21 protein-coding genes and 1 pseudogene are annotated in these 24138 nt (G+C 70.8%); 15 read left to right on the plus strand and 7 right to left on the minus strand.

The genetic code is table 11. The features are described 5' to 3' along the window. Positions 1-28: 28 nt before the first annotated feature. The 14 genes and pseudogenes from WMF29_RS06910 to WMF29_RS06975 form a co-directional block, all read left to right on the plus strand. Positions 29-603 (plus strand): annotated as a pseudogene (locus tag WMF29_RS06910) (hypothetical protein); the annotation flags it as partial. A 130-nt stretch (positions 604-733) separates the two neighbouring features. Next, complete coding sequence (locus tag WMF29_RS06915; protein WP_437331090.1) at positions 734-1384, plus strand: FAD-dependent monooxygenase; 651 nt, start codon at positions 734-736, stop codon at positions 1382-1384. 275 nt (positions 1385-1659) lie between these two features. Beyond that, positions 1660-2202: a hypothetical protein gene (locus WMF29_RS06920; RefSeq protein WP_437328078.1), complete on the plus strand. Its 543-nt coding sequence runs from the start codon at positions 1660-1662 to the stop codon at positions 2200-2202. Then, on the plus strand, positions 2199-3152 hold the full coding sequence (locus WMF29_RS06925) for a phosphotransferase (protein WP_437328079.1): 954 nt from the start codon (positions 2199-2201) through the stop codon (positions 3150-3152). The genes WMF29_RS06920 and WMF29_RS06925 overlap by 4 nt, the downstream gene beginning before the upstream one ends. A 175-nt stretch (positions 3153-3327) precedes the next feature. After that, entirely contained in the window at positions 3328-3693 is a 366-nt protein-coding gene (locus tag WMF29_RS06930) for a DUF1428 domain-containing protein (RefSeq protein WP_437328080.1), read from the plus strand. A gap of 229 nt (positions 3694-3922) precedes the next feature. Beyond that, positions 3923-4885: an STAS domain-containing protein gene (locus WMF29_RS06935; RefSeq protein ID WP_437328081.1), complete on the plus strand. Its 963-nt coding sequence runs from the start codon at positions 3923-3925 to the stop codon at positions 4883-4885. Between the two features lie 411 nt (positions 4886-5296). Beyond that, positions 5297-5533 carry a hypothetical protein gene (locus WMF29_RS06940; RefSeq protein ID WP_437328082.1) on the plus strand — a complete coding sequence of 79 codons (237 nt, stop codon included), beginning with the start codon at positions 5297-5299 and terminating at the stop codon, positions 5531-5533. 132 nt (positions 5534-5665) lie between these two features. Further along, positions 5666-7195, plus strand: coding sequence for an amidohydrolase family protein (locus tag WMF29_RS06945; protein ID WP_437328083.1), 1530 nt, complete (start codon positions 5666-5668; stop codon positions 7193-7195). Between the two features lie 80 nt (positions 7196-7275). Beyond that, positions 7276-8850: a hypothetical protein gene (locus WMF29_RS06950; protein WP_437328084.1), complete on the plus strand. Its 1575-nt coding sequence runs from the start codon at positions 7276-7278 to the stop codon at positions 8848-8850. Positions 8851-9010: 160 nt separating this feature from the next. Continuing rightward, positions 9011-10093: an ABC transporter substrate-binding protein gene (locus WMF29_RS06955; RefSeq protein WP_437328085.1), complete on the plus strand. Its 1083-nt coding sequence runs from the start codon at positions 9011-9013 to the stop codon at positions 10091-10093. Positions 10094-10160: 67 nt separating this feature from the next. Beyond that, the gene (locus tag WMF29_RS06960) at positions 10161-11021 is read left to right on the plus strand and encodes an ABC transporter permease (RefSeq protein ID WP_437328086.1); all 861 of its coding nucleotides are present in this window, start codon (positions 10161-10163) and stop codon (positions 11019-11021) included. Positions 11022-11063: 42 nt separating this feature from the next. After that, positions 11064-11846: an ABC transporter permease gene (locus WMF29_RS06965; protein WP_437328087.1), complete on the plus strand. Its 783-nt coding sequence runs from the start codon at positions 11064-11066 to the stop codon at positions 11844-11846. A gap of 69 nt (positions 11847-11915) precedes the next feature. Further along, positions 11916-12671 (plus strand): ABC transporter ATP-binding protein, encoded by a 756-nt coding sequence (locus tag WMF29_RS06970; protein WP_437328088.1) that lies wholly within the window; start codon positions 11916-11918, stop codon positions 12669-12671. 152 nt (positions 12672-12823) lie between these two features. Then, on the plus strand, positions 12824-13987 hold the full coding sequence (locus WMF29_RS06975) for a sigma-54 interaction domain-containing protein (RefSeq protein ID WP_437331091.1): 1164 nt from the start codon (positions 12824-12826) through the stop codon (positions 13985-13987). Positions 13988-14045: 58 nt separating this feature from the next. Here the strand turns inward: WMF29_RS06975 and WMF29_RS06980 are convergent, their stop codons facing one another. The 3 genes from WMF29_RS06980 to WMF29_RS06990 form a co-directional block, all read right to left on the minus strand. After that, positions 14046-14426: a hypothetical protein gene (locus WMF29_RS06980; RefSeq protein ID WP_437328089.1), complete on the minus strand. Its 381-nt coding sequence runs from the start codon at positions 14424-14426 to the stop codon at positions 14046-14048. A 324-nt stretch (positions 14427-14750) separates the two neighbouring features. After that, complete coding sequence (gene trxA / locus WMF29_RS06985) at positions 14751-15209, minus strand: thioredoxin (protein ID WP_437328090.1); 459 nt, start codon at positions 15207-15209, stop codon at positions 14751-14753. 120 nt (positions 15210-15329) lie between these two features. Next, complete coding sequence (locus tag WMF29_RS06990) at positions 15330-15788, minus strand: SRPBCC family protein (RefSeq protein WP_437328091.1); 459 nt, start codon at positions 15786-15788, stop codon at positions 15330-15332. A 206-nt stretch (positions 15789-15994) separates the two neighbouring features. Here WMF29_RS06990 and WMF29_RS06995 point away from each other — a divergent pair, with 206 nt between their 5' ends. After that, positions 15995-17251, plus strand: a complete 1257-nt coding sequence (locus tag WMF29_RS06995) for a glycerophosphodiester phosphodiesterase family protein (RefSeq protein ID WP_437328092.1) — start codon at positions 15995-15997, stop codon at positions 17249-17251. 65 nt (positions 17252-17316) lie between these two features. On the opposite strand, the gene WMF29_RS07000 is transcribed toward WMF29_RS06995, so the two are convergent. From WMF29_RS07000 to WMF29_RS07015, 4 genes are all read right to left on the minus strand, one after another. Then, positions 17317-18120 carry a phosphatase PAP2 family protein gene (locus tag WMF29_RS07000; protein ID WP_272100992.1) on the minus strand — a complete coding sequence of 268 codons (804 nt, stop codon included), beginning with the start codon at positions 18118-18120 and terminating at the stop codon, positions 17317-17319. Continuing rightward, entirely contained in the window at positions 18117-19763 is a 1647-nt protein-coding gene (locus WMF29_RS07005; RefSeq protein WP_437328093.1) for a M16 family metallopeptidase, read from the minus strand. The genes WMF29_RS07000 and WMF29_RS07005 overlap by 4 nt, the downstream gene beginning before the upstream one ends. A gap of 4 nt (positions 19764-19767) precedes the next feature. Then, positions 19768-21537: a M16 family metallopeptidase gene (locus tag WMF29_RS07010; RefSeq protein WP_437328094.1), complete on the minus strand. Its 1770-nt coding sequence runs from the start codon at positions 21535-21537 to the stop codon at positions 19768-19770. Between the two features lie 101 nt (positions 21538-21638). Next, positions 21639-24056, minus strand: coding sequence for a lysyl oxidase family protein (locus tag WMF29_RS07015; protein ID WP_437328095.1), 2418 nt, complete (start codon positions 24054-24056; stop codon positions 21639-21641). Positions 24057-24138 lie beyond the last annotated feature (82 nt).

Consider the following 24138-nt stretch of genomic DNA (forward strand, 5'->3'; position numbering starts at 1 on the left):
ACACCCTGGATTCCGCTGATTTCGGCTCGCCGTCTACCAGCGCACGGTCTTCGAGCTGCGCGCGCGCGGCAGCGTGCTCTGGCTGGTGTTCGCGCCTCTCGCCCGGGACGCGACCCTGGCGGCGCTGAGGCAGATCGTCGCGGAGATCCATACGGGGGCGGCCACCCCCGAGGAGCGGGCCGAGCTGTACACGGCGCTCCTGGTGATGGCCACCATCGATCCCTGGGGCATAATCTGCTGAAGGAGCTCGTCGTGATGGTGGAGGACAAGGAAGAGGGGCTGCTCCGGCGCACGCCGATCATCGGGGAGATGATCATCGAGGCCGAGCGACGCGGGGAGCGACGCGGCGAGGAGCGCGGGGAGCGGCGCGGGGAGCGACGCGGCGAGGAGCGCGGGGAGGAGCGCGGCAAGCAGCAGGCGATCGCGGAGCTGCTCGGCCGGCTCTTCGCCCGGCGGATCGGGCGGCGACCGACTGCCGAAGAAGAGCGCTCGATCATCGAGCGAGCCCGCGCCATCGGTCCGGGCGAGGTCGAGGATGCCTTGCTCGATCTCGAGGCCGACGCGCTGGTGCGCTGGCTCGCGGAGCCGCTTCGCCCCTCGTGAGCTCCCGCACGAGGATCGCTCTCCGCGCGCATGATCGCGGCGATTCGACCCAGGTAAGCGCAGCCGCAGCACAGGAGCCGCAGCCGCGCGGCCCAGGTCGGGAGCGACCGTCGGCCCGAGCGGGCCGGCCATCCCCGCCGGCGGCGGTGCCGGCGGCCAGGGGCTCAACGTCGGGCTGCAAGACGCGATGAACCTCGGATGGAAGCTCGCTGCCGAGGTGAACGGCTGGGCGCCGCCCCGCCTCCTGGACAGCTATCATGACGAGCGCCACCCCGTGGGCCTGGCCGTGGGGCGCAACACGGAGATTCAAACGAAGCTCGGCGACGTCTCGGAGGCGGGGCTGGCGCTCCGAAAGACGATGAGCGACTTGCTCGCCATGGAGCCCGTCAATCGGCGGATCTCCGAGCTCGTGAGCGCGCTGGATGTCGCGTATCCGCCCGGCGACACGGCGGCGGCGCACCCCTGGGTCGGCAGGCGGGCGCCCGACCGCGCGCTCGTGACGGACCGCGGCGCCGCGCGGCTGTACGAGCTGCTCCACACGGGCCGGTTCGTCCTGCTCGACCTCACCGGTGCGGTCGATCTCCGGGAGGCAGGCGCGGCGTGGAGCGATCGCGTCGACGTCGTCCGCGCGACGGCCGCGCCGGAGAGCGATCTCGCCGCCCTCGATGCGCTCCTGGTGAGGCCGGACGGGCACGTCGCGTGGGCGAGCGACGCCGCCCGACGGGCGACGTGCCTCGCCGATCTGGGGGGCGCGCTCGAGTCCTGGTGCGGGCCCGCGTGAGGACGCGAGGGCGCGCTCACACCTTCGGAAGAGGTGGAGAAGGTGGCGCACCGACGCCCGTTCGCGCGTTCAGCCCGCACGCTCCTGGATTCGGTCTGGCGCGCCCCGACGCGAAGCGCTAGCGTCTGGCCAGGGTGCGCAGGGGCGCCCTCCCCGCCGGAAAGAAGCCTTTCACCCTGCGACGCGACGACCGCGAGTCACCTCGCACCGTCATGACCACGTCGACATCCTCGGGCCGAGGGAGCGGGTAGCGGCCGATTCGAGAGGAGACGTCCATGATGGATCCCGTTCGCGAGCTGAAGACCCGCGCCGAGCTACTGCACAAGCAGCTCGCGTCGAACGACGCCAAGGCGCTTTTGCGCCTGCGCGCGCTGCCCGAGCTCGGGCGCGCCGACGAGGCCGCGCTCGCCGCGGCCGTCGCCGGCATCCGCCGGAAGCACTGCCTCGCGGTGGTCGCGCGCGAGTGCGGCTTCTCGAGCTGGGAGCGCGCGCGCCTCGCGCTCGCGGGAGAGCCCGGCGCGCCCGAGCTCGGGACGCTGCTCTACGGCCGGGATGGCGGCGTGCTGCACCACTGGTTCGCGACCTACGAGGAGGCGCGCGCCCACGTCGAGGCGCTGCCGGAGGCGTCGCCCGGCTATCTCCTCGCGTACAAACACCACTTCTTCGTCGCCGATCGCGCGTTCGTCGCGTCGCTCGGGCTCGATCCCGACGACCCGGACTGGCAGGCGATCGGGTGGGACTGGGCACGGCCCGCCGATGTCGCCGCGCGGAGCCGCCTCTACGCAAAGCGGCTCGCCTCGATGCGGGGGTGGGCATGAGCGCCCCGGAGCTGCACCCGGACCTCACCGCCGCGCTCGAGGCCGCGTTCCCGGGGCGCCCGGTCCAGGACGTGACCTCGCTCTCCGGCGGGTTCTCCGGCGCCGCGCTGATCGCGTTCGTCGTCGACGGCGCGCCCTACGTCGCGAAGCGCTTCGCGCTCGATCCGAGCGATCCGGAGCGCGCCGCGCGCGAGAGCGCGTGCATGCGCATCGCGTCCGAGCGCGGCGTCGCGCCGCGCCTGCACCACGCGGACGCGCGGACGGGCGTGACGATCATGGACCGCATCGCGGGGACGCCGCTCCGCCCGACGCGCGATCCGGCGCACATCGAGCGGGTCGCGGCGGCGTTGCGGCGGCTCCACGACGGTCCGCCGTTCCCGCGCAGCCGGTCGCGCATGGACTTCCTGCGCTCCCTCGACGCGCAGTGCGCCGCGCTCACGGGAGCGGGCCTGCCAGCCGAGCTCGTGCGCACGGTCGTCGAGCTCGAGCGTGTGAGCGCGCCGCACGCGCACGCGGCCGCGTGTCATCGCGACCTCAACCCGAACAACGTGCTCGTGGCGGCCGAGCGCGTGTACTTCGTGGACTGGACCCACGCGGGCGCTGGAGATCCGTTCATCGATCTCGCGCAGCTCGGTGTCTTTGCGTGCCCGCGGCCCGAGCAGCGCGAGGCGCTGCTCGAGGCGTACCTCGGGAGGCCGGCGAACGACGGCGAGCGCGCGCGGGCGGGCCTTGCGCGCGCCGTCGCCCTCGCCTTCTACGCCGCGAGCTTCTTCTTCGCGGCAGCGCGCATCGGCGGGCCGCCTCGTGAGGACGACGCGTCCCGCCCGCTCGCGGAGGTCCTCGCCGCGTTCGGCGCCGCGCCGGAGCGAACGCACCCCGGCGTCGTCGCCGCCGCCCTCCTGCGCGAGATGCGACAGGAAGCCCAAGCGCTCGACGTCCTGCGCGGCTAGCCGAGTACGCATCTCGATTTCTCTTTCCGGATCATTGCCCGCGCCAGGGCCTGTTTGCCGCGATCTGCTGAGCCAGCCCCGGGACCGACGGCCTCCGCGTGAACTGCAGAGTCCGCCATTCGCATGGAGGAGCCGCGCTTGACGTCATGAACGGCAGGTCCGCATAATCGCGCCCATGAGCTACATCGACGGCTTTGTCACTCCTGTGCCCACGGACAAAAAGGCAGCTTATCGCGAGGCCTGCGTGAAGGCCGCGGAGGTCCTCATGGAGTATGGCGCGACGCGCGTCGTCGAGTGCTGGGGCGACGACGTGCCCGACGGCAAGATCACCGACTTCAAGGGCGCGGTGAAGGCCGAGGCAGGCGAGACCATCGTGTTCTCCTGGATCGTGTGGCCATCGAAGGAGGTGCGCGACCAGGCGGGCGCGAAGATGAAGGACGACCCGCGCATGCAGATGACGGAGAATCCACCTTTCGACCCCAAGCGCATGATCTGGGGCGGGTTCGCTGTCCTCTTCGACTCGAGCGGAGAGGAGCGTTAGGCGAGCACCAGGGCCAACGAGATCACGCCGCACCTCTGGTATGCGGAGGAGGCGGCCCGGTTCCCCGAGGCGATGCTCAACATGGGGGACCTGGACAGCACCGGCTTCAAGGCCGCGCACGAGGCGCGCTGAACGCTGGCGCAGGGCGCCCCGCTCGATCCCCCGCACGAGCACGAGCGGCCGGCCTCGACGGCTGCAACCTTGTCTCACCCCTCGGTAGCGCACGCGTGTGCCGGTCGAGCGCCACGTACCGCGCTTCTTTGATATACAGACCAGGACGGAACCGAGGGTACGGATGAACGGTGATGTGGATTACACGGCTGTCGTTGCCGAGAACCAGCAGCTGAAGCAGCGCATCCGGGAGCTGGAGGAGGCCGAGGAGGCGCGGGATCGCCTCGAGGCGGCGCTGCGCCAGAGCGAGGAGCATGCGCGCGTCTTTGTCACCTACAGCCCGGCTGCGGTGGCCATGTTCGATAACGACATGCGCTACATCCTGGCCAGTCACCGCTGGCGGGAAGATTTCGGCCTGAAGGAGAAGGACATCATCGGCCGGTGCCATTACGATCTCTTCCCCGAGATCCCAGAGCACTGGAGGGCGATCCACCGGCGCTGCCTGGCAGGAGCCTCGGAATCGAACGATGAGGAGCCCTTCCCGCGGGCCGACGGGAGCGTCGACTGGGTGCGCTGGAAGATCTTTCCCTGGTACAAGTCGACCGGCGAGATCGGCGGGATCATTCTGTTCACGGAGGTGATCACCGACCGGAAGCGGCTCGAAGATACGCTCCGGCTGCAGGCGAAGACGCTCCTGGAGCTGTCGACGCCGATCGTGCCCATCAGCCAGGGCATCCTCGTGTTGCCGCTGGTGGGCGTGCTGGACGCGGCGCGGGCGCAGCAGATGATGGAGAACCTGCTGAGCAAGGTGGTCGAGCGGCAGGCGCGCGTGGCGATCATCGACGTCACCGGCGTGCCGCACATCGACACGGCCTCGGCGAGCGCCCTCCTGCAGGTGGCGCGGGCCGTCCGGCTGCTCGGGGCGCAGGTCGTCCTGACGGGCATCCGGCCGGAGGTGTCCCAGGCCATCGTCTGCCTCGACATCGATCTCGCCGGCATCGTGACCCGCCGCGACCTGCAGAGCGCGATCTCGTTCGCGACCGGGATGAGCCTGGCACCCGCGTCGCCGTTCAAGCCATGACGCACCTTGCCCGGGAGCTGCTGCTGCAGAAGCACCCGGGCAGCACCCGCCTGCTGCTCCAGCAGCATGGGATTGTCTGATATAACGGATCTGCGTCTTCTGAAGCGGACATAAGCCTGGTACGCCGCATGCAGAACGCAACCCGCAGCGGCGCGACGAGCGTCGAGCTTCTTTCCTGACAGAGTGCGCGGCGTGTGCCGCGCGCGGCCAGTTTCCTTCGCTGCCGGGAGGCGTCGGGGCCTTCGAGCCCTCTCTGAATTCTCCCCCGGGGCGGCGCGCTGGAGCGCGAGCGCGCGGTCACAAGGCCGAGCGCATCTGCGGTGCTTCCGCCCGACCTGCTCTGCTGGCCACGGCGAAGGCTTGGTCCGCGCAATGCAACGCGTCAGGACGAGTGTTGACCTGAAGAGAGCCATGAAAGATCCAGTGATCGCGCCCCGCGCGGTCTCATCCATCCTCGCGAGCACGATCCTGACGAACGCCCTCCCGGGCGCGCCGGGCGTCGTGTGGCGTCGACTCGCGACGCGCTCCGAGCTCTGCGCGCAGGCGCTCTCCCGGCGCTCGCGGCGGCTCGCGCCCCGCCGGATCGGCGCTGACGTCGAGCGATGGACCGCCACGCGCTGTAGGGGCGCCGCGCTCGCGGCGCTCTAGCTCGAAGGCCTCTCACATTCTCAGCACAGGAGCGGGCGCCTGGTCGGCGCGCGGCCTCGTGCGCCCTGGGCGCGGCTGCCCGGCGCCGATGGCCGCCGCGCGACCGCGCGACCGCGCCATGGAGTCATCGTCATGAGCGTCTCATCCTCTCACCTCTCGCTGAAAGACGGCAAGAAGACCTCCCGCTCGCGGGTGGTGCGCGACAAGCTCGATTACCCGGTGATCGACACCGATCTGCACACGATCGAGTTCGCCCCGATCCTCGAGGATTACATCGCGAAGTACGGCGGCGCGAGGTCCGTCGACGAGTTCCGCGACGCGATCAACCGGGGCTTCGGCTACCTGAGCAACGAGTGGTACGAGCTCACGCCCGAGCAGCGCGCGGCGCAGCGCTCGGTCCGCCCGCCGTGGTGGGCGCTGCCGACGAAGAACACCCTCGATCTCGCCACGGTGTCGCTGCCCAGCCTGCTGCACGAGCGGCTCGGCGAGTCGGGGACGGACTACGCCGTTCTTTTCCCGAACGTCTCCACGTTCGCCACCCACGTCGGCAAGGAGGATCTGCGCCGGGTGCTCATCCGCGCGGTCAATGCCTATCACGCCGACGTGTACCGGCCGTACGCCGACCGCCTCACGCCTGTCGCGGCCATCCCGCTGCACACGCCGCAGGAGGGCGTCGAAGAGCTCGAGTTCGCCGTGCGCGAGCTCGGCCTCAAGGTCGCCCTCATCCCGGGCAACCTCCGGCGGCCGATCCGGTCGGTGGCCGAGAAGTACCCGTCGCGGCACCACCCGGACGTCGCGCGGCACGCGAACTGGCTCGACACGTTCGGCGTGGACAGCGAGCACAACTACGACCCGTTCTGGGCCAAGGCGGTCGAGCTCAGGACGGTGCTGACCACCCACTCCGCCGGGATGGGGTGGACCAGCCGCAGCTCGGTCTCGAGCTACATGTACAATCACATCGGCCACTTCGCCTCCGCCTCCGAGGCGCTCGCGAAGTCGCTCTTCTTCAGCGGCGTGACCCGCCGGTTCCCCGATCTCCGCGTCGGCTTCCTCGAGGGAGGGGCGGCGTGGGGCGCGACGCTGTTCGCGGATCTGGTGGGGCACTGGGAGAAGCGCAACGGCAGGGCGGTCCAGAACTACAACCCCGATCTGATCGACGCGAAGCTGCTGTATGCGCTGTACCAGCAGTACGGCGGAGAGGAGGTCGCGGCGCGGCTCGGCGACATCAACGCCGTCCTCGGCGGGGCGCTCGGCGTCTCGAACAACTCGCGGAGGCAGCCGCAGGATCCGGGCGCGCTCGACGACTTCGCGGCGGCGGGCATCGAGCGGATCGAGGACATCCGCGACCGGTACGTGCCGAACTTCTACTTCGGCTCGGAGGCGGACGACCCCACGATCGCGTACGCGTTCAACACGAAGGTCAACCCGCTCGGCGTGCAGCTCAACGCCTTCTGGGCGTCGGACAGCGGCCACTGGGACGTGCCGGATCTGACCGAGGTCCTCGCGGACACCTGGAGCCTCGTCGAGCGCGGGGCGCTCACGGAGGCGAACTTCCGCGATCTCGTGTTCACCCATCCCTACAACTTCTTTGCCGGCAAGAACCCCGGCTTCTTCGCCGGGACCGCGGTCGAGCAGAAGCTGCGGAAGAGCGAGGCGGCCTGAACGTGGAGCGTCGGGCGGGGCGACGGAAGCGGCCCCGCCCGACGGTAACTGTGAATCAACGAACCCCTCTGGATCCATTCATGCGTTTGCTCGACCGCTCAAGAACCGCCATCTCATCGATCCTCGCGACGACGACCATCGTCCTTTGCGTGACGCAGGCGAGTGCGCAGAACCCGCCCGGCAGAACCCAGGGTGAGCGTCCTGTACCTGCGCCCGCGGGTGCGGCCCCTGCGCCCGCGGGTGCGGCCCCTGCGCCCGCGGGTGCGGCCCCTGCGCCTGCTGGCGCGGCTCCGACGCCCGCGGGTGCGGCGCCTGCTGGCGCGGCACCGGCCGCGCCGGGCGCCGCGGCCGCCGCCCCGGCCGCTCCCGGCGCGCCGGCCCCCGGCACCTCGCCCGCGGGCGACGCGACCGCGGAGGCCTTCGTCGAGCCCGATCCCAACGTCGTCACGCGGGACGACCTGCAAGGGCTCGTCACCGACCTCGAGAATTTCAAGTTCCAGTGGCAGCGAGAGCGCGACCTCCACACGGCCCTCTCGACCCGCTCCCTCCTCGTCGGCGGCGTCATCCAGGCGCGCATCGGATGGACGGAGCAGCCGGTGAACACGGCGACCTCGAACGATCGCAAGGTGACGTTCGACACGGGCGCCGCGACCCTCACGTTCAATGGCATCCTCTACAAGGACTACGAGGAAGGCCGCAACCTGACCTACTCGGTGCGCTTCGGCGCCTCACCCCAGCAGGCGAGCAACAACAGCTTCCTCAACCTGCTGGACGCGCAGCTGGCGTACTCCGTGCTCCCCACCCTCGCCCCCGAGGACTGGGTCCTGCAGGTCACCCTGGGCCAGCAGCTCCTGCCGTTCGGGCTGGAGGTCCCCGCGAGCGAGGAGCTGAAGCCGGTGATCACCAACGCGCAGTTCACGACGAAGCTCGGGCTGAACCGGCGCGACCTCGGGCTCATCGTCCGCGGCGACGTGCTGCCGCAGGTGGACTACGGCTACAACTACCGGGCGCCCGTCCTCGCCTACGCGATCGGCATCGTCAACGGGAGCGGGCCGAACACGGCCGACGACAACAGCGAGAAGGACATCATCGGCCGCCTCGCGTTCACCGTGCCGTCCGACTACAACTCCATCCTCCGCCAGATCACGCTCGGCGGGAGCGCGTACATCGGCTGGCAGAACACGTTCCTCAAGGACGAGAAGAAGACGCTGTCCGGAAAGGGCGTCAAGCGCCGCTTCGGCGGCGATATCTACTACAACCACTATCCGATCGGCGTCACCTACGAGTTCATCTACGGCCAGGACGACGTGACGCTCGGGACGACGGCGGAGGACCCTCGGAAGACGAGGCAAACCAGCCTGTCGCACGTGGCGACCTTCTTCTACAACTGGGGCGAGCAGTTCCTGAGGGGCTACCGCAACCAGGGCCGCTACGACGACTGGTGGCCGAAGACCTACCAGCCGTTCCTCCGCGTCGACCTCTTCGACCCGAGCACCGAGGTGAAAGAGAACCGGGTCGACGTCTACACGCTCGGCTTCAACGTCTTCTTCGCGGAGACGACGAAGTTCCAGCTCAACCTCAACCGTCGAGACGACCGCACGAGCACCGAGGGGGCCACGCACGAAATCCTAGCCCAGCTCCAAGGCGGCTTCTGAGGAGCGATGCTCGCCCGCTTCGGATACGGCCCACCTCGACGTCTTCGGTGCTCGGCGTACCGGAGTACGCCTGCGCGCCGAAGACGTCGATCTGGGCCCGTCTCCTGTGCGGGCGAGCATCGCTCGGCGACGCGTGGCAATGAATTCAGTGAGGAAAAATATGAGACGAGCTTTGATTTTTGTGCAGATGTTGGTGGCGGCGATTTTGACGTTGTCTGCGCATGTGGCGCGGGCGGACGCGCCTAGCGTCATCCGGGTGGCGTTCGCGGGGGTGGGGATCGGGAACCGGCCGTTCGTCGGCGGTAGCAGCTTGAGCGTGGTGCACGCGCGGGGGCTCCTGGAGGAGGAGTTCAAGAAGGACAACATCAAGATCGAGTGGTCCTTCTTCAAGGGCGCCGGGCCCGCCGTCAACGAGGCGTACGCGAACCACCTGCTCGATTTCGCGCTCCAGGGAGACCTGCCGTCGAGCATCGGGAGGGCAGGGGGGCTCAAGACGAAGCTCCTCGCGGGGGTGTCGACGAGGCAGCACACCTACCTGGCCGTCCCGGCGGACTCGTCGATCGCGTCGCTCGCGGACCTCAAGGGGAAGAAGGTCGCCCTCTTCAAGGGCACGAACCTGCAGCTCGCCGTCAACAAGATCCTCGCGGGCAGCGGCCTGTCGGAGCGCGATCTCCGGATCCTCAACATGGACTCCGCGACCGCGAAGGCGGCGCTGGCGACCAGGGACATCGACGCCGCCTTCGGCGGATACGACCTCCTCACGCTCCAGGATCAAGGCGTCGCCAAGATCGTCTACTCGACGAAGAACGACTCGCCGGCCTACCTGCGGCACGCCCACCTGATCGTCACCGAGGACTTCGCGAACAAGTATCCGGACATCACGAAGCGCGTCGTCAAGGTCGTCGTGCAGGCCGCCCACTGGATCGCGCAGAACGAGGCCAACCCGGCGCCGATCTACCAGCTCTGGTCCAAGTCGGGGGTGCCGTACTCGAACTTCAAGGCGGACCAGACGGGCGACTCGCTCAAGGTGCGCGCGAGCCCCCTGTTCGATGAATACCTGATCTCCCGCTACAAGGCGGCCGTCGTCGACGCGAAGCGGTTCGGCCTGATCAGGAGCACGTTCGACGTCGACTCCTGGATCGATCTGCGGTTCCTGAACGCGGCGCTGAAGGAGCTGAACCTGGAGGGCTACTGGCCCGAGTTCGACGTGAACGGGAAGGTCAAGCACCCCGGGAGGTCATGAGAGGAGCGCGCGGCGAAGGGGCCCAGCGCAGGGCAGGGCGGAACGCCACGAGAGAAAGGCAACCAAGATGACGCAGCAGGGAATTCAAGAAAGCCAGACCCAGGCCGCCTACAAGCTCGCGGCGCCCGACGTGGCGCTGCCCGCGGGCGGCGCCTCCCGGCTCCTGTCGCGGCGGGTGGGCAACGTCGCCGTGGGGCTCGTCTTCCCGGCGGCGCTCCTCCTCGCGTGGAGCTACGCCTCGCAGCGCGAGCTGATCCCGGCGCAGATCCTGCCGGCGCCAGGGCTCGTCCTGCAGACGCTGACCGAGCTCGCGAGCTCGGGCGATCTGCACACGAACATCGCCGTCAGCCTCGGCCGCGTCCTCGGCGGCTTCGCCGCGGGCGGCGCGGCGGGCCTCGCGCTCGGCATCGCCATGGGGCTCTCGCGGCGGATCGAGGAGCACGTCCACCCGCTCTTCAAGGCGCTCGCACAGGTCCCCGCCCTCGCGTGGCTTCCGCTGGTCATGATGGTGGCGGGGATCGGCGAGTCGCTCAAGCTGATCCTCATCGCGCAGGCGAGCCTCATCCCGGTGGCGATCAACACGTTCCAGGGCATCAAGAACGTGCCGAGATCGTACATCGAGGTGGCCCGGGTCTTCCGGTTCAGCCATGCTCAGCTGCTCCGGAAGGTCGTGCTCCCCGCCGCGGTGCCGTCCATCGCCGTCGGCATCCGTTATGGCCTGACGCAAGCGTGGCTGTCGCTCGTCACGGTCGAGCTCCTGGCGTCCTCCGAGGGCGTCGGGTTCCTGATCGTCTGGGGCCGCCAGCTGTTCCAGCTCGACGTGGTGCTCGCGGCGATCCTCGTCGTGGGGATCGTCGGGCTCCTGCTCGACAAGGGGCTCGAGGCGATCGAGGCCCGCCTCCTCCGCTGGCGGCGCGCCGCCCTGTAACACCTCACCGGAACCTTACCGGAACCTTACGGAGATCGCACGATGAGCGCCATCACCCATGCTCTGATCCAGCCGCGGCTGCGGCGCGGCCTGGTCCTGCCCGTCCTGCTGTTCGTCGCGTGGATCGTGGTCTGCCGCTACGAGCTCGCCAACACCCGCATCCTGGTCCCGCCGCTCGCGGTCTGGGGGGCCGTGAGAGCGCTTCACGAGAGCGGCGAGCTCTGGGGCCACCTGAGCGCAAGCCTCGTCCGGGATCTCCTTGGGCTCGCGCTCGGCATCGTGGCGGGCGGCGCCGTCGGCGGCCTCCTCGCCCTCTCGCGCACCGCCGACAAGCTGTTCTCGCCGAGCTTCCACGCCGCGAAGCAGGTCGCGCTGTTCGCGTGGATCCCGCTCATGTCGGTGTGGCTCGGCGTGGGCGAGCAGGCGAAGGTCGCCTTCATCGCGCTCTCCGCCTTCTATCCGGTCGTCGTGAACACCTATGAAGGCGTGCGGAGCGTCGGTGTCGAGCACATCGAGGTGGCGCGGGTGCTCCGCTTCTCGCGGTGGCAGACCCTCCGCAAGGTCATCCTGCCGTCCGCCGCGCCGTCGCTCTTCGCGGGCGTGCACCAGGGGCTCATCTACGCGTGGCTCGGTACGCTCGGTGCCGAGTACCTGCTCGAGCCCGCCCCCGGGATCGGCAGCCTGATGGTGGACGGGCGCGAGCGCTTCGCCATGGATGTCGTGCTGGTCGGGCTCATCGTGTCCGGCCTCGTGGGCTTCGGCCTGAACGCGCTGGCCAAGGCCGCGGAAGACCGCCTGTTGCGATGGCGCGTCCGCGGCGTGTGAGCGTGGTCAACGTCGTCAACGTCGTCAAATTCTGATTCCGTCTGCTTCGTCTGCTTCGAGGAGGAACTCATGGGCTCGCCTGGAGTCATCAACATTCGCGATGTCAGCAAGAAGTACGTGGTCAAGGACAAGCCGCTGGAGGTCCTCCGCGGGATCGGCCTGACCATTCACCCCGGCGAGTTCATCAGCGTCGTGGGCACGAGCGGTTGCGGCAAGTCGACGCTCCTCCGGCTCCTCGTCGGGCTGGACGGCGACTACGAGGGCGACATCCTCGTCGGCGGCGCGCGCGTCGGGGGGACGAGCCTCGATCGGGGCATCGTCTTCCAGGAGCACCGGCTCTTCCCCTGGCTCACCATCGAGCAGAACGTCGCGCTCGGGCTCGAGAGCTCGGCGTGGACGGAGGCCGACAAGGCCCGCGCTGTCGACGAGCACCTCGAGCTCGTGGGCCTGTCGGCGTTCAAGCGGGCCTACCCGCACCAGCTCTCCGGCGGGATGGCCCAGCGGGCGGCGATCGCGCGAGGGCTGGTCAACCGGCCGGGCATCCTGCTGCTCGACGAGCCGTTCGGCGCGCTCGACGCGCTGACCCGCGCGAAGCTGCAGCAGGAGCTCCAGCGCATCTGGCAGGAGGAGCAGATCACGATGATCCTCGTCACGCACGACGTCGAGGAGGCCGTGTTCCTCGGCGATCGCGTCGTCGTGCTCGAGCCGCGGCCCGGGAGGATCAAGCGCGTCGTCCCTGTCAGCGCGCCGCGCCCGAGGTCCCGCACCGACCACGAGATCAAGGCCCTCGTCGACGAGGTGCGCGGCTATCTCCTCGAGGCGTAGCGCGACGGATCGAGGCGCAGCGTGACGGAAGGCCCGAAGCCATCCGAGACAACCGGTGGGGTCGCGCCAGAGAAAGATCTCTGGCGCATGGCAGGTGCATCCGTTATAATGGATGAACCGTCCGCTATCATGGTGAGTGAAGCCCGATGACGATGCCCTTGCTCACGCTTCCCAACACGAGCTCGTTGGCCCTTTCCGTGCGCGCCAAGGCGCTTGTCTTCGAGGATCCGCGCTCGCAGGCGATCCTTGAGCGGATCCGGCAGCTCTCGCCGAGCGACGCGACGTTGCTCGTGACGGGGGAGACCGGCACGGGCAAGGAGATCGTGGCCCGTCACATCCACACGCTGAGCCACCGGCGGGGGCGGCCCTTCGTGGCGGTCAACTGCGGCGCCTGGTCGGAGTCCCTCGTCGAGAGCGAGCTGTTCGGCCACGAGAAGGGCGCCTTCACGGGGGCGACGACCTCGAAGGCCGGGTGGTTCGAGGCCGCGGACGGCGGAACGCTGTTCCTCGACGAGATCGGGGATCTGTCGCTGCCGCTCCAGGTCAAGCTGCTCCGCGTGCTGCAGGAGCGCGAGGTGGTGCGGCTCGGCTCGCGCCAGCCGATCCCGATCGACGTGCGGCTCATCGCGGCGACCAACGTGAACCTGGAGGAGGCGGTGATCGCGCGGAAGTTCCGCGAGGATCTCTTCTACCGGCTCAACGTGGCGACGCTGTCGCTCCCGCCGCTGCGCGAGCGGCCGGGCGACATCCTCCCGCTGGCGCGCTACTTCATCGAGCTCTACGCGCACCGGCTCGGCTCGGGGCCGGCCGTGCTCACGGCGGAGGCGACGGCGCGGCTCCTCGGGCACCCTTGGCCTGGGAACATCCGGGAGCTCGAGAACGCGATGCACCACGCGCTCCTGGTCTGCAAAGGCCAGGAGGTCACCCCGGCGGATCTGCGCCTGACGGCGCTCCAGCCGAAGGCGGGGGCGAGCATTCCTCCGCCGGATCAGGGGGCGACGGACGCGGTGTCCCAGGTCAGGCCGACGCCGCAGGCGACGGCGCTGGAGGGCGCGCTGCTCGCGCTGTTCGAGCAGAACCTGCCGAACCTGCACGAGCAGATCGAGGAGACGATCATCCGGACGGCGTACCGCTACTGCGATCGCAACCAGCTCCAGACGGCGAGGCTGCTCGGCATCAGCAGGAACATCGTGCGCGCGCGGCTCGCGCAGTTCGGAGAGCTGGCGCGCTACCGGGCGTCGCGCGGCGGGGCGGCGGCCGCGGCGTTCGGGCGAGGGGAGGCGAGTTCCGCGTCGCGCGCCCCGGGGACGACCTGAGCGAGCGCTGAGCGAGCGCGTCTGCTCGGCCGTGCGGGGCACGCCGGTGCGGCGAGGCTCACGGGGGCGGCTCAGGAGCGCGACGGGGAGGCCGGCCGGGGCGACCCGGCGTGCGGGTGCGAGCCCTCGCGGCCGGGGTTCTGATCCCGAGGGCCTCTCGCACTGTCGTGGCCGTGGCCGCCTGCACGATCCACCGATCGAGCCTCGCCGCGTCGGCGCAGGCCCGGATGCGCGCCTCATCGTCCTGTGAGGGGGAGAGCCCGCGCGCCCGCAGCAGCGTGAGCAGCGCGTCTTGACGGCCCTCGGCCCGGCCCTTGGCCTCGCCCTCGGCCCGGCCCTTGGCCTCGCCCTCGGCCCGGCCCTTCTTCCGCCCCTGCGCTTCGAGGAAGAGGCGGAGCTTCCGGGCAGCGGGTGTCTCCGGGATCTTGTCGGGGTTCATCGAGGCCTCCCTGAGGAGCTCCAGCATTCGCTCGCTGAGCACGGAGAGGATCGCACGCTGCTGGGCCCGTCGCAACGCGCGCGGCAGCCGCTCGGTCAGCTCGAACGCGCGCTCGACGACGGCGCGCGCCCCAGGCCCGTAAATCCAAATGGCTGCGTCGACCGACGCGGAATGAACCAATTCTTCAACGCCACGCCTGCCTCGCTGGACGCGCAACGTTTGATTGAAGACGTGCTGGTGACGTCGACCAGGCGCTTCGCGTCACCCGCTCTTCTCGGCTTCCAGCTCCCCAGCTCCGCTCCCTCCAGGGCCCGTGGCGCGGGCTCAAGCGTGGCTCGCGCGCGTGGAGGGCTGCCCGGCCTTGGTCTCGATCCAGCGCTCCAGATCGGCGCGCGAGGTCACGCCGCTGCGGCGATCGAGCTCTCGCCCTCCGTTGAAGAGCACGAAGGTGGGCACCCCCTGGATGCGCCGGCGCCCGGCCTCCGCCGGATCGGCGTCGGTGTCGAGCTTGAGGACCAGCACCTTGCCCGCATTCCTGCGGCCGAGCTCGTCGAGGACCGGCGCGACGACGCGGCACGGGCCGCACCAGGTGGCCCAGTAGTCGACAAGGACGGGGACAGGAGAGCTCGCTATCGCCTGCTCGAGCGCGGCCCCGTCCACCGGCTGCGGAGCGCCCGTCGTGTCGAGGTGGGCCTTGCAGCGGCCACAGACCGGCCGATCCTTGATCCTCTGGTCCGCAACCCGGTTGATCGAGCCGCAACGGCCGCAACGGTAGATAGCCATGCTCCTTCTCCTTGCCGTCGCCGCGTGCCGCGGCATTGCGAGCAACTTGGGTCCGGCGTACGCCTTGGCAACCAGGGGGCGTGTGGGGCCGCGCGGCGGACGCGGCGGTCGGCGAGCGGGCTACCGCGGCGGGGCTTCGCAGGCCCGTCGCGTCACCTCGTGGCGGTAGTCGAACATCCGCTCCAGCTTCCAGCGGACGAAGCGACCGCCGCCGAGCCGGCCGAGCGCGCCGAACGGGAGCTCGTACTCCACGCGGTCCGTGAGGTAGCAGCCGCCCGAGCCGTCGGGGTCCATGCGGTGCGTGTGCACCCAGCGCTTGAACGGCCCGCTGCGCTGCGTGTCCTGGAACATCCGGCCCCGCTCATACTCCGTGTGCTCCGCGACCCAGCGCAGCAGGACGGGGCCGACGCGCGTCTCCACGACCACGCGCGCGCCGACGAGGATGCCGCCGGTCTTCTCCAGCACGCGCGCGTGCTCCCAGGGGGGCGTGAGGCGCTCGAGGGCGTCAGGCTCCTCGTGGAAGGCGAAGACCCGCTCGGGGGACGCGGCGATGCGCGTGCGCTTCTCGAAGGTGGGCATGCGCGAGCATGGATCGTATCGCGCCCCGCTTCGAGAAGCGCACACGCATGCCGCCGCTCCTGGCGACGGCACGCCGGAGAGGGGATGTCGCTTTGTTGTTTCGCTGACGACATATTCTCACAGGAGCACGCGAGTACCGTCCGAACTTCAATCCACCCAGAGGGGAGCGTCTCATGATCAGGAAGAGCGCCAGAATGAGCGCTGCCATGGCGCTTGTCGCGCTGCCTGTCGCTGCGCTGAGCGCGTGCTCCAGCGGCGACGAGTCGGTGCAGCCCGCGCCGCTGCCGGCCCCGCCGGCCGAGGACGATGCCGCGCAGTACGGCGTGCAGCTCGGCCCGCGGCCGTATTACCTCGTCGCGGACATGGAGGAGGGCGAGCTGAAGGAGAAGCTCCTCTCGTGCTCCGAGGGGCCCTTCGAGCGGACCGATTTCTCCATCGGCCATCGCGGCGCTTGCATGCAGTTCCCCGAGCATACGAGGGAGTCGTACGAGGCGGCCGCCCGGATGGGCGCCGGCATCGTGGAGTGCGACGTGACCTTCACCAAGGACCGAAAGCTCGTGTGCCGTCACGCCCAGTGCGATCTCCACACGACGACGAACATCCTCGCGATCCCGGAGCTCGCCGAGAAGTGCTCGGAGCCGTTCCTGCCCGCCGACGCCGAGGCCGGCACGCCCGCGTCGGCGAAGTGCTGCACGAGCGACATCACGCTCGCCGAGTTCAAGCGGCTCTGCGGCAAGATGGACTCCGCGAACCCGGACGCCGCCACGGCCCTGGAGTACATGGCCGCGACGCCCACGTTCCGCACGGACCTCTACGCCAGCTGCGGTACGCTGCTCACGCACGCCGAGAGCATCGAGCTCTTCTCGAGCCTGGGCGTCAAGTTCACCCCGGAGCTCAAGGTCCCGGAGGTGGAGATGCCGTACCAGGGCGAGTACGAGCAACAGGACTTCGCGCAGCAGATGATCGACGAGTACAAGGCGGCCGACATCGACCCGAAGCAGGTGTTCGCGCAGTCGTTCAGCCTCGACGACGTGCTCTACTGGCTCGAGAGAGAGCCGGAGTTCGGCGCGCAGGCCGTGTACCTCGACGAGCGCGTCGATACCGCCGAGGGGTACGAGGAGGCGGTCTCCGGGATGCAGCGCCTCGCGGATCAGGGCGTGAAGATCATCGCGCCGCCGATGTTCGCGCTCGTGACGCTCGACGGCAAAGGAGGGATCGTGCCCTCGGACTACGCCGAGGCCGCCAAGGCGGCCGGCCTCGACATCATCACATGGACGCTCGAGCGCTCGGGCCCGCTGGCGAGCGGCGGCGGCTACTATTACCAGTCGGTCGCGGACCGCATCGACAACGACGGCGACACGATGGTGATGCTCGACGTGCTGGCGCGCGACGTGGGTGTCCGCGGCGTCTTCTCCGACTGGCCGGCCACCGTGACGTATTACGCGAGCTGCATGGGCCTCTGAGGCGGGCGGCCGGGAGCGGGGCGCACGCGAGGCCGCCGAGCCCGCGGCGGCCTCGCGACGTGGCATCAGAACGCCCACGACCAGGTGACCGCGGCGGGCTCGGGGGGCGGGCCGGGCATCACGCCGGCCGCGTACCGGGCCTTGGTCGGCTGGATCGGGTGAACGGCCGCGATCGCGAAGCCCGTCACGTGGCCCAGGATCATGCCGGCGCCGACGTCCTGCCACGAGTGCGCGCCGGCGCCGATCCGCAGCGCCATCGTCACCACCGTGGCCGCCTCGGCGAGGGCGAGCGCGCCGAGGCGCGGCGCGGCGTCGCCGGTCGTGCGCAGCGCGAGGTTCAGGCGCGCGCCCGCGATGGCGGCCACCGGGGTCGTGTGACCCGAGGGGAAGGCGTCGAAATCGAGGTCGGTCTCGCCGCACCGATCGGTCCGCCACGAGCGCGGCCGGCACCGGCCCGCCAGGCGCTTGATCACGTTCGAGAGGCCGGTCGACAGCGCCGCCGCCTCGACCTCGATGAGCGATGTCCTGAGCGCCCGCGCGTAGGGGCGGGGGACGCCGGCGCCCCCGAGGTAGCTGCCCTCGAGGGCGTACCCGCTGCCGAGGAGGAGCAGCGTGCCCGCTGCGGCGCCGGTGATATCGCTGGCGAGGCCGATCGCGTCGTTGCGCTCCTCGCTGGAGGCGGCGCCCCACCCGGAGCGCCGCTGCGGGAGCAGGTACGCCGCGAGCGAGGCGGTGCAGGCCGCGGCGAGGGCCACCTCGCCGCCCGGCGTGCCGAACGCCCAGTCCGGGGCCGCCGGCCCCGTCTGCGCGGCGGCGGGCGCGCTCCACGCCAGCGCGCACACGCAGGCGAGCAGCGCGGCGTACCTCACGGCTTCTTCGCTGCGGGGGGCGCTGCGGGCTTCGCGGGCGCGGCAGGCTGCGCGGGCGCCGCCGGCTTGCCGGGCGCCGCCGGCTTGCCGGCCGCCGCCGGCTTGCCGGCCGCCGCCGCCGGTCCGGCCGTCACGCCTGGCGCCTTCTGCACGATGACCTCACCGAGCTGCAACGCCGAGAGCTGCTCTCCGACAGCGCCGGCGTCGCCCACCAGGACGACCCGGAGCTGCTCGGGCGCGAGGTACTTCTGCGCGACCCGCTGCACGTCCGCGGGCGTGATCCGCTGGAGCCTCGCCGGTCGCGTCGCGTACTCGTCGAGCGGCAGATCGTAGACCGCGAGGCCCGCGATCGTCGACGCGGTCGCGTCCGCCGTCTCGAAGCGCGCCGGCAGCTGGCGGATGAGGTTCGCCTTGGCGTCCGCGAGCTCCTCGCTCGTGACGGGCTCCCTCCGCATCCGGTCGATCTCCGCGAAGATCTCCCGCACGGCGGGGCCCGTGTTCTCCCGCACGATGGCGCCGCCCGCGGAGAACGGGCCCGCTCCGTGGCGCATGTCGAAGCCGGAGCGCGCGCCGTAGGTGTAGGCGTGCTTCTCGCGCAGGTTCAGGTTGAGGCGGCTCGAGAACTGCCCGCCGAGGAGGGTGTTCATCACGAGCAGCGCGTCGTAGTCCGTCGTCGCGCGCGACACGCCCGGCAGCGCCACCGTCACGGTCGACTGCGTGAGCCCTGGCCGGTCGACGACGACGACGCGCGGCGCGCCCGCGGCGATCGCCGGCGGATCGGCGGGGAGCGCCGCCTTCGCGGGGGCGGGCGGCGCGGAGGCCGGGCCCTTCCAGGCGCCGAAGACCCGCTCCACCTCCTTCACCGCGTCGGCCTTGGTGATGTCCCCGGCGATGGCGACGGTCGTCAGCTCCGGCCGGAACTGCGCGGCGTGGAACTTCGCCAGGGCGCCCGCCGTGATCTTCTTCAGCGCCGCCTCGGTGCCGATCAGCGGCGCGTTGTACGGGTGGCCCTCGGGGTAGAGGACCTGGGCCTGGGCGATGGAGAGGAGCGACGCGGGGCGATCGTTCATCTCGGCGAGCTGGGTGATGCGGCGCGACCGCTCGCGCTCGATCTCGGCCGGCGCGAAGGCGGGGTTCATGTACGCGTCGCCGAGCAGCGTGAGCATCTCCCCGAACCGCGGCGTCACGCTCTGGCCCTCCACGCCGCCGCCGTCGAAGCCGACCGCGGACGAGAAGCTCGCGCCGAGCTTGCCGAGCGCGTCGCTGAGCGAAAGCGCGCTGCGGGTCTTGGTGCCCTGCATGAGCATCGCGCCCGCGAACGCGCCGACGCCCGGCTCGGCCTGATCGGCGCCGCGGACGGTCTTCACGTCCACGGCCACGATCGGAAGCTCGTGCCGCTCCACGACGAGGACGCGGATCCCGTTCGCGAGCTTCGCCTCCTCGATCTGCGGAGGCCGGAAGACCACGTCCGGCCCCGGGGGAGGCGGCGATCTGCGGAAGTCGTCCGCAGCCGCGGCGGGGGGCGGCGCCGCGGCGGGGGGCGGCGCGCCGGGGGGCGCGGGGGGCGGCGTCGACGTGACCGGAGCGCAGGCGGCGAGCGCCACGGCTGCGAGCGAGGCGGAGACGGTTCGTTTCATGCGCATGGGCTCAACCCCCCTTCGGCGCGGCCGGTCCGGCCGCAGGCTTGTCGACCGCAGGCTTGTCGCCAGCGGGCTTCATGATGGCCGGCGCGGCCGCCGGTTTGTCGGTTGCCGGCGCCGCCGCGGGCTTCGGGCCCGCCGGCGGGGCCGCGGGCGCCGCGACAGCAGGCGCTACAAGCGCGGGCTGCGCGCTCGCCGCGGACGTGGGCGCCGCGGCGGTGGGCTTCGCGCCCGCCGTCGCGGGCGCCGCCGCCCCGGTCTGCTTCACGAGGCGCCCGGCCTTGGGAGCGCCCGGCTTCGGCGTGACGAGGGCGATCACGCGCCTGCCCTGGGGCAGGAGCTCCGCGGTCGCCTTCTGCAGGTCGGCGGCGGTGGCCTTCTCGTACCTGGCCACGTCCTTGGGGAAGTACCCCGGATCGCCGGTGAGCTGGTTGTAGTTGTTGATGGCGTTCGCGCGGGCCGTCACCTGCTCCATGCTGAAGACCAGCTCCGAGAGCACCTTGGCCTGGGCCCGGTCGTGCTCGTCCTGCGTCGGCGGCGCCTTGCGCAGCCGATCGAGCTCCGCGTCGATGAGCTTCAGGGCCTGCTCGGGCGACTTGCCCTTCTTCAGCGTGGCCGTGATCTGGAAGGTGCTGGCGAGCTGGCTCGATTGCTGGAACGCGAAGACGTCCTGCGCGATCTGGAGATCGTACACGAGCTTCTTGTAGAGCCGGCTCGTCTTGCCCGAGGCGAGGACGTTGGCGACGAGGTCGAGCTCGGCGTCGCCGGGCGCGAAGCTCGGCGGCGTCACCCAGCTGATCGTCACGCGGGGCAGCTCCACGTCCGCCTCGATGTCGAGGCGCTTCTCGATCGCGAGATCGCCGGGGTCGGGCTTCGTCGCCACGGGCGGCGGGGCGCCCTTCGCGACGGGGCCGAAGTACTTCTGGATGAGCTCCTTCGCCTTGCCCAGCTCGATGTCGCCCGCCACGACGAGGGTCGCGTTGTTGGGCACGTAGAACGTCCGGAAGAAGGCCTTCACGTCGTCCATCTGCGCCGCGTCGAGATCCTCGGGCGTGCCGATGGTCAGCAGGTGGTAGGGGTGGCTCTCCGGGAACTGGGCCGCGCGGAGGAACTGCGGCACGAGGCCGTAGGGCGCGTTCTCGTAGTTCTGGCGGCGCTCGTTCTTCACGACATTGCGCTGGCTCGTGAAGGTCGCCTCGTTCGCGTGGTCGAGCAGCCACCCCATCCGGTCGCTCTCCAGCCAGAGCACCAGCGCGAGCTCGTTGGCGGGGACGGTCTCGAAGTAGTTGGTGCGGTCGGTGTTCGTCGTCCCGTTGCGATCGCTCGCGCCGGCCCGCTCCAGGTACTTGAAGAACATGTCCTCGCCCACGTGCTTCGAGCCCTGGAACATGACGTGCTCGAACAGGTGCGCGAAGCCGTTCTTCCCCCGCGGCTCGTCCTTGGAGCCGACGTGGTACCAGACGTTGACGGCCACGACGGGCGTGCGGTGATCCTCGTGCAGGACGACCTCGAGCCCGTTCTCGAGCGTGTACTTCTCGACCGGGATCGCGACGCTCACACTGGTCGCCGCCGCGGCAGGCTGCGCCTTCGTCGCGACCGGCGCCGCCGCCGCGGGCGCGGGCTTGGCCGCAGGTTGAGCCGCCGCAGGCTGCGCCGGCGCCGCGGCCGGGGGCGCGGCGTAGGCGGGCAACGTCAGGCCGAGCGCGGCGACGAGCGCGCTCGACAGGGACGAGAGCGCCCGGAGGCGCGTCCGTTCGGACCGATGGTGGGCTCGCATGGGCGCGGTTTTAGCGCAGATCGCCCGAGGTCGAGCGCAAACTTCGCTCGTGGAAAGGGAGGCGCAGCGCAGCGCGGTTCACGCTCGGCGCTGCGCTCCTGTCACTGGAATGGCGCGACGAAGAGCTGGTACGGCCCGAAATCCACCGGAGTACGCCCCTTTACGGTGATGGCGCCGAGGCTCCCTCCCGGTCGTGCCCCGTAAATCCGGGAGTTCACGCCCTCCCTCTCGCCCGCGCACGCGCTGAGCGGGCCGAAGCACTCGATGTCGATGGGATTGCATGCGTCGTCCGCGGTCTTGATCGTCATCGGGAAGCCTGTCAGGCCGCACGAGGACACCACGGTGGACGTCCCCGGGCAGACAGGGACATAGAACGTCTGCTCAGGGCTGCTCGCGCCGCACAAGGAGCTGGGAGGGATCGGCGCCCCGGTGGTGTCGCCGCCGATGAGGCCGCTGCCCGAGATGACCCCGGCCCTCTCGCCGAGGCACGACGCGCGCTGGAACCTGAGGCGGACCGTGCCGAGCGCCTCGGGGCGCGAGGCCTTGACCACCACCGTATAGGTCCCGGCCCGGAGCCTGGCCGCGAAGTGCGCGCCCGGCGCGGCGTCGCCGCAGCTGTCGGCCGCGCAGCCGACGGGAGGGCCGCCGCACCCGTCGCCCTCGAGCACCGCGAGCGCCGTGTCGACGTCCGACGCCAGGGTGCCGAGGTACACGACCTCGTCGGACGGGAGCGTGAACCGGAAGAACACCTCGCCGCCGCTGCCGCCGCACGGCAGCGCGACACCGGAGGTGTTCTCGGCCGTGATCTCCGCCGCGTAATCCATCGAGCCCGTCAGCTCTCCCGGCGTCTCGCAGCTGTCGGCGCCCGGGATCGGCGTGCAGCCGTCGTCCGGGACGCCGTTGCAGTTCTCGTCGACCGCGTTGCCGCACACCTCGGGCACCGGGGAGGCGCACCCCTCGCCCTGGCAGCCGTCGTCGGGGAGCCCGTCGCAGTCCTGGTCCACCGCGTCCCCGCAGATCTCCGGCTCGGGCTCGCAGGGCGCGAACGCCGGGACATGGACGGGCACCTCGACCACGTTGTTCTCGATCGCTTGCTCGGCGATCGCGCCGATCGGGTTGACGGTGACGCGGAGGGTGTAGTCCCCCTCGGGCACGTCCGTCACGTCGACCCACTGGCACGGCGTGCCGACGTCGTACGTGTCGGCCCACCCCGCGCTCAGGAAGTTGCACCCCATGCCTCCCGAGGTCGGGTAGCCGCGCGGCGCGGGGGACGAAGGATCGAGAGGCTCCATGTCGACAAGGCAAAACGCCTGCTTGTGCCCCTGGGAGACGACCTCGCCCTCCGCGTCCACCAGCCGGTAATCGGTGAAGTTCAGGAAATGGAAGTGCTGGTGGCACTGCGCGTACTCGAAGAGCGGGCTGTTGAACTCGGGCCCGGGGTCGAGGTGGCCCGGCCCTGCGTTCTCGACGCGCCCCTCGAACTCGAGGAGATGCCGCCGGCCGGGGCCTCCGATGCACCTTTCCATGAGCTCGCAGGCGTCTCTGGGGAACGTCTGGTACGAGAACTGGATCGTGTCGACGATGCGCTGCCTGTCCGGGCGCAGGTCGGGCACGATGCAGACGCCGGCCTCGCACGCGTGGCCGCTGGGACAGCACGCGCCGCCGCAGATCGTGCCGTCGCAGGCGGTGTAATCGACGGGGAGGACGATCGTGTTGTTGTCGAAGCGCGCCTCGGCGAGGGTCCTGTTCGGGTTCACGGTGATCTCGAGCTCGTAGAGCCCGGCCGGGACGCCGGTCACGTCGAGGGCGTTGCACGCGAGGGTGCCGGGCTGCTCGACGTGCTCTCCTGGGCCGAGGCCCTGCGCGTCGCAGCCGTACTGGCCGCCTGGCATCGCGACGCAGCGCGCGTCGAGCTCGGCCTCGGCGACCACCGCGCCGCCCTGGCCGAGGCGCGCGTGGAAGAAGCGCGGGACGACGTAGCTGTCCTCGCAGAAGTTCGGCTCGAAGACGTCGCTCTCCGAGGGCGCGCCGAGCTCGAGCGGAACGTCGCCGGCGTTCTCGAGCGAGACGTGGAAGCGCATGAGCGCCCGCCGGCCGCTCGCGCCGACGCACCCGTGCAGCAGCTCGCACGCGTCCTCGCCCACGCGGACCGTGGCGAACGTGACGGGCTCTCCTCGCTCCGGGGGCCCGAGCACGAGGTCCGCCGCCTCGCAGACGCCGCGCGCGCACGTGGCGCCTGGGCTGCAGCACGCCGCGTCGCCGCAGGCGCGCGCCTCGTCGCACGCGGCGGCGCAGCCCGACGGCTTGCCCTCGGCGTCGATCTGGCACCGCGCGCCCCCGGGACACACGATGTCCGAGCCGGGGCAACGGACGCCTCCGGGCGCACCGCCGCCGCTCCCGCCGCCTCCCGGGCCGCCCCCTGCCGTGTCCGAGGGCGGCTCGGTCGGCCCGTCGTCGCCGCACGCGACGGCCGCCAGGAGCCATGAGCCCATCAACAGCGCTTCGACGACGTTCTTCATGTGCACCCTGGTCAGCAGTAGCAGACGAGCCGCGCGTGCCGGAAGGCGTGTGCCGCTCCGGTAGGCCGTCAGGCAAGCTGCG

This window comes from Sorangium sp. So ce381 (genome assembly GCF_051473845.1).
GTDB lineage: Bacteria > Myxococcota_A > Polyangia > Polyangiales > Polyangiaceae > Sorangium > Sorangium atrum.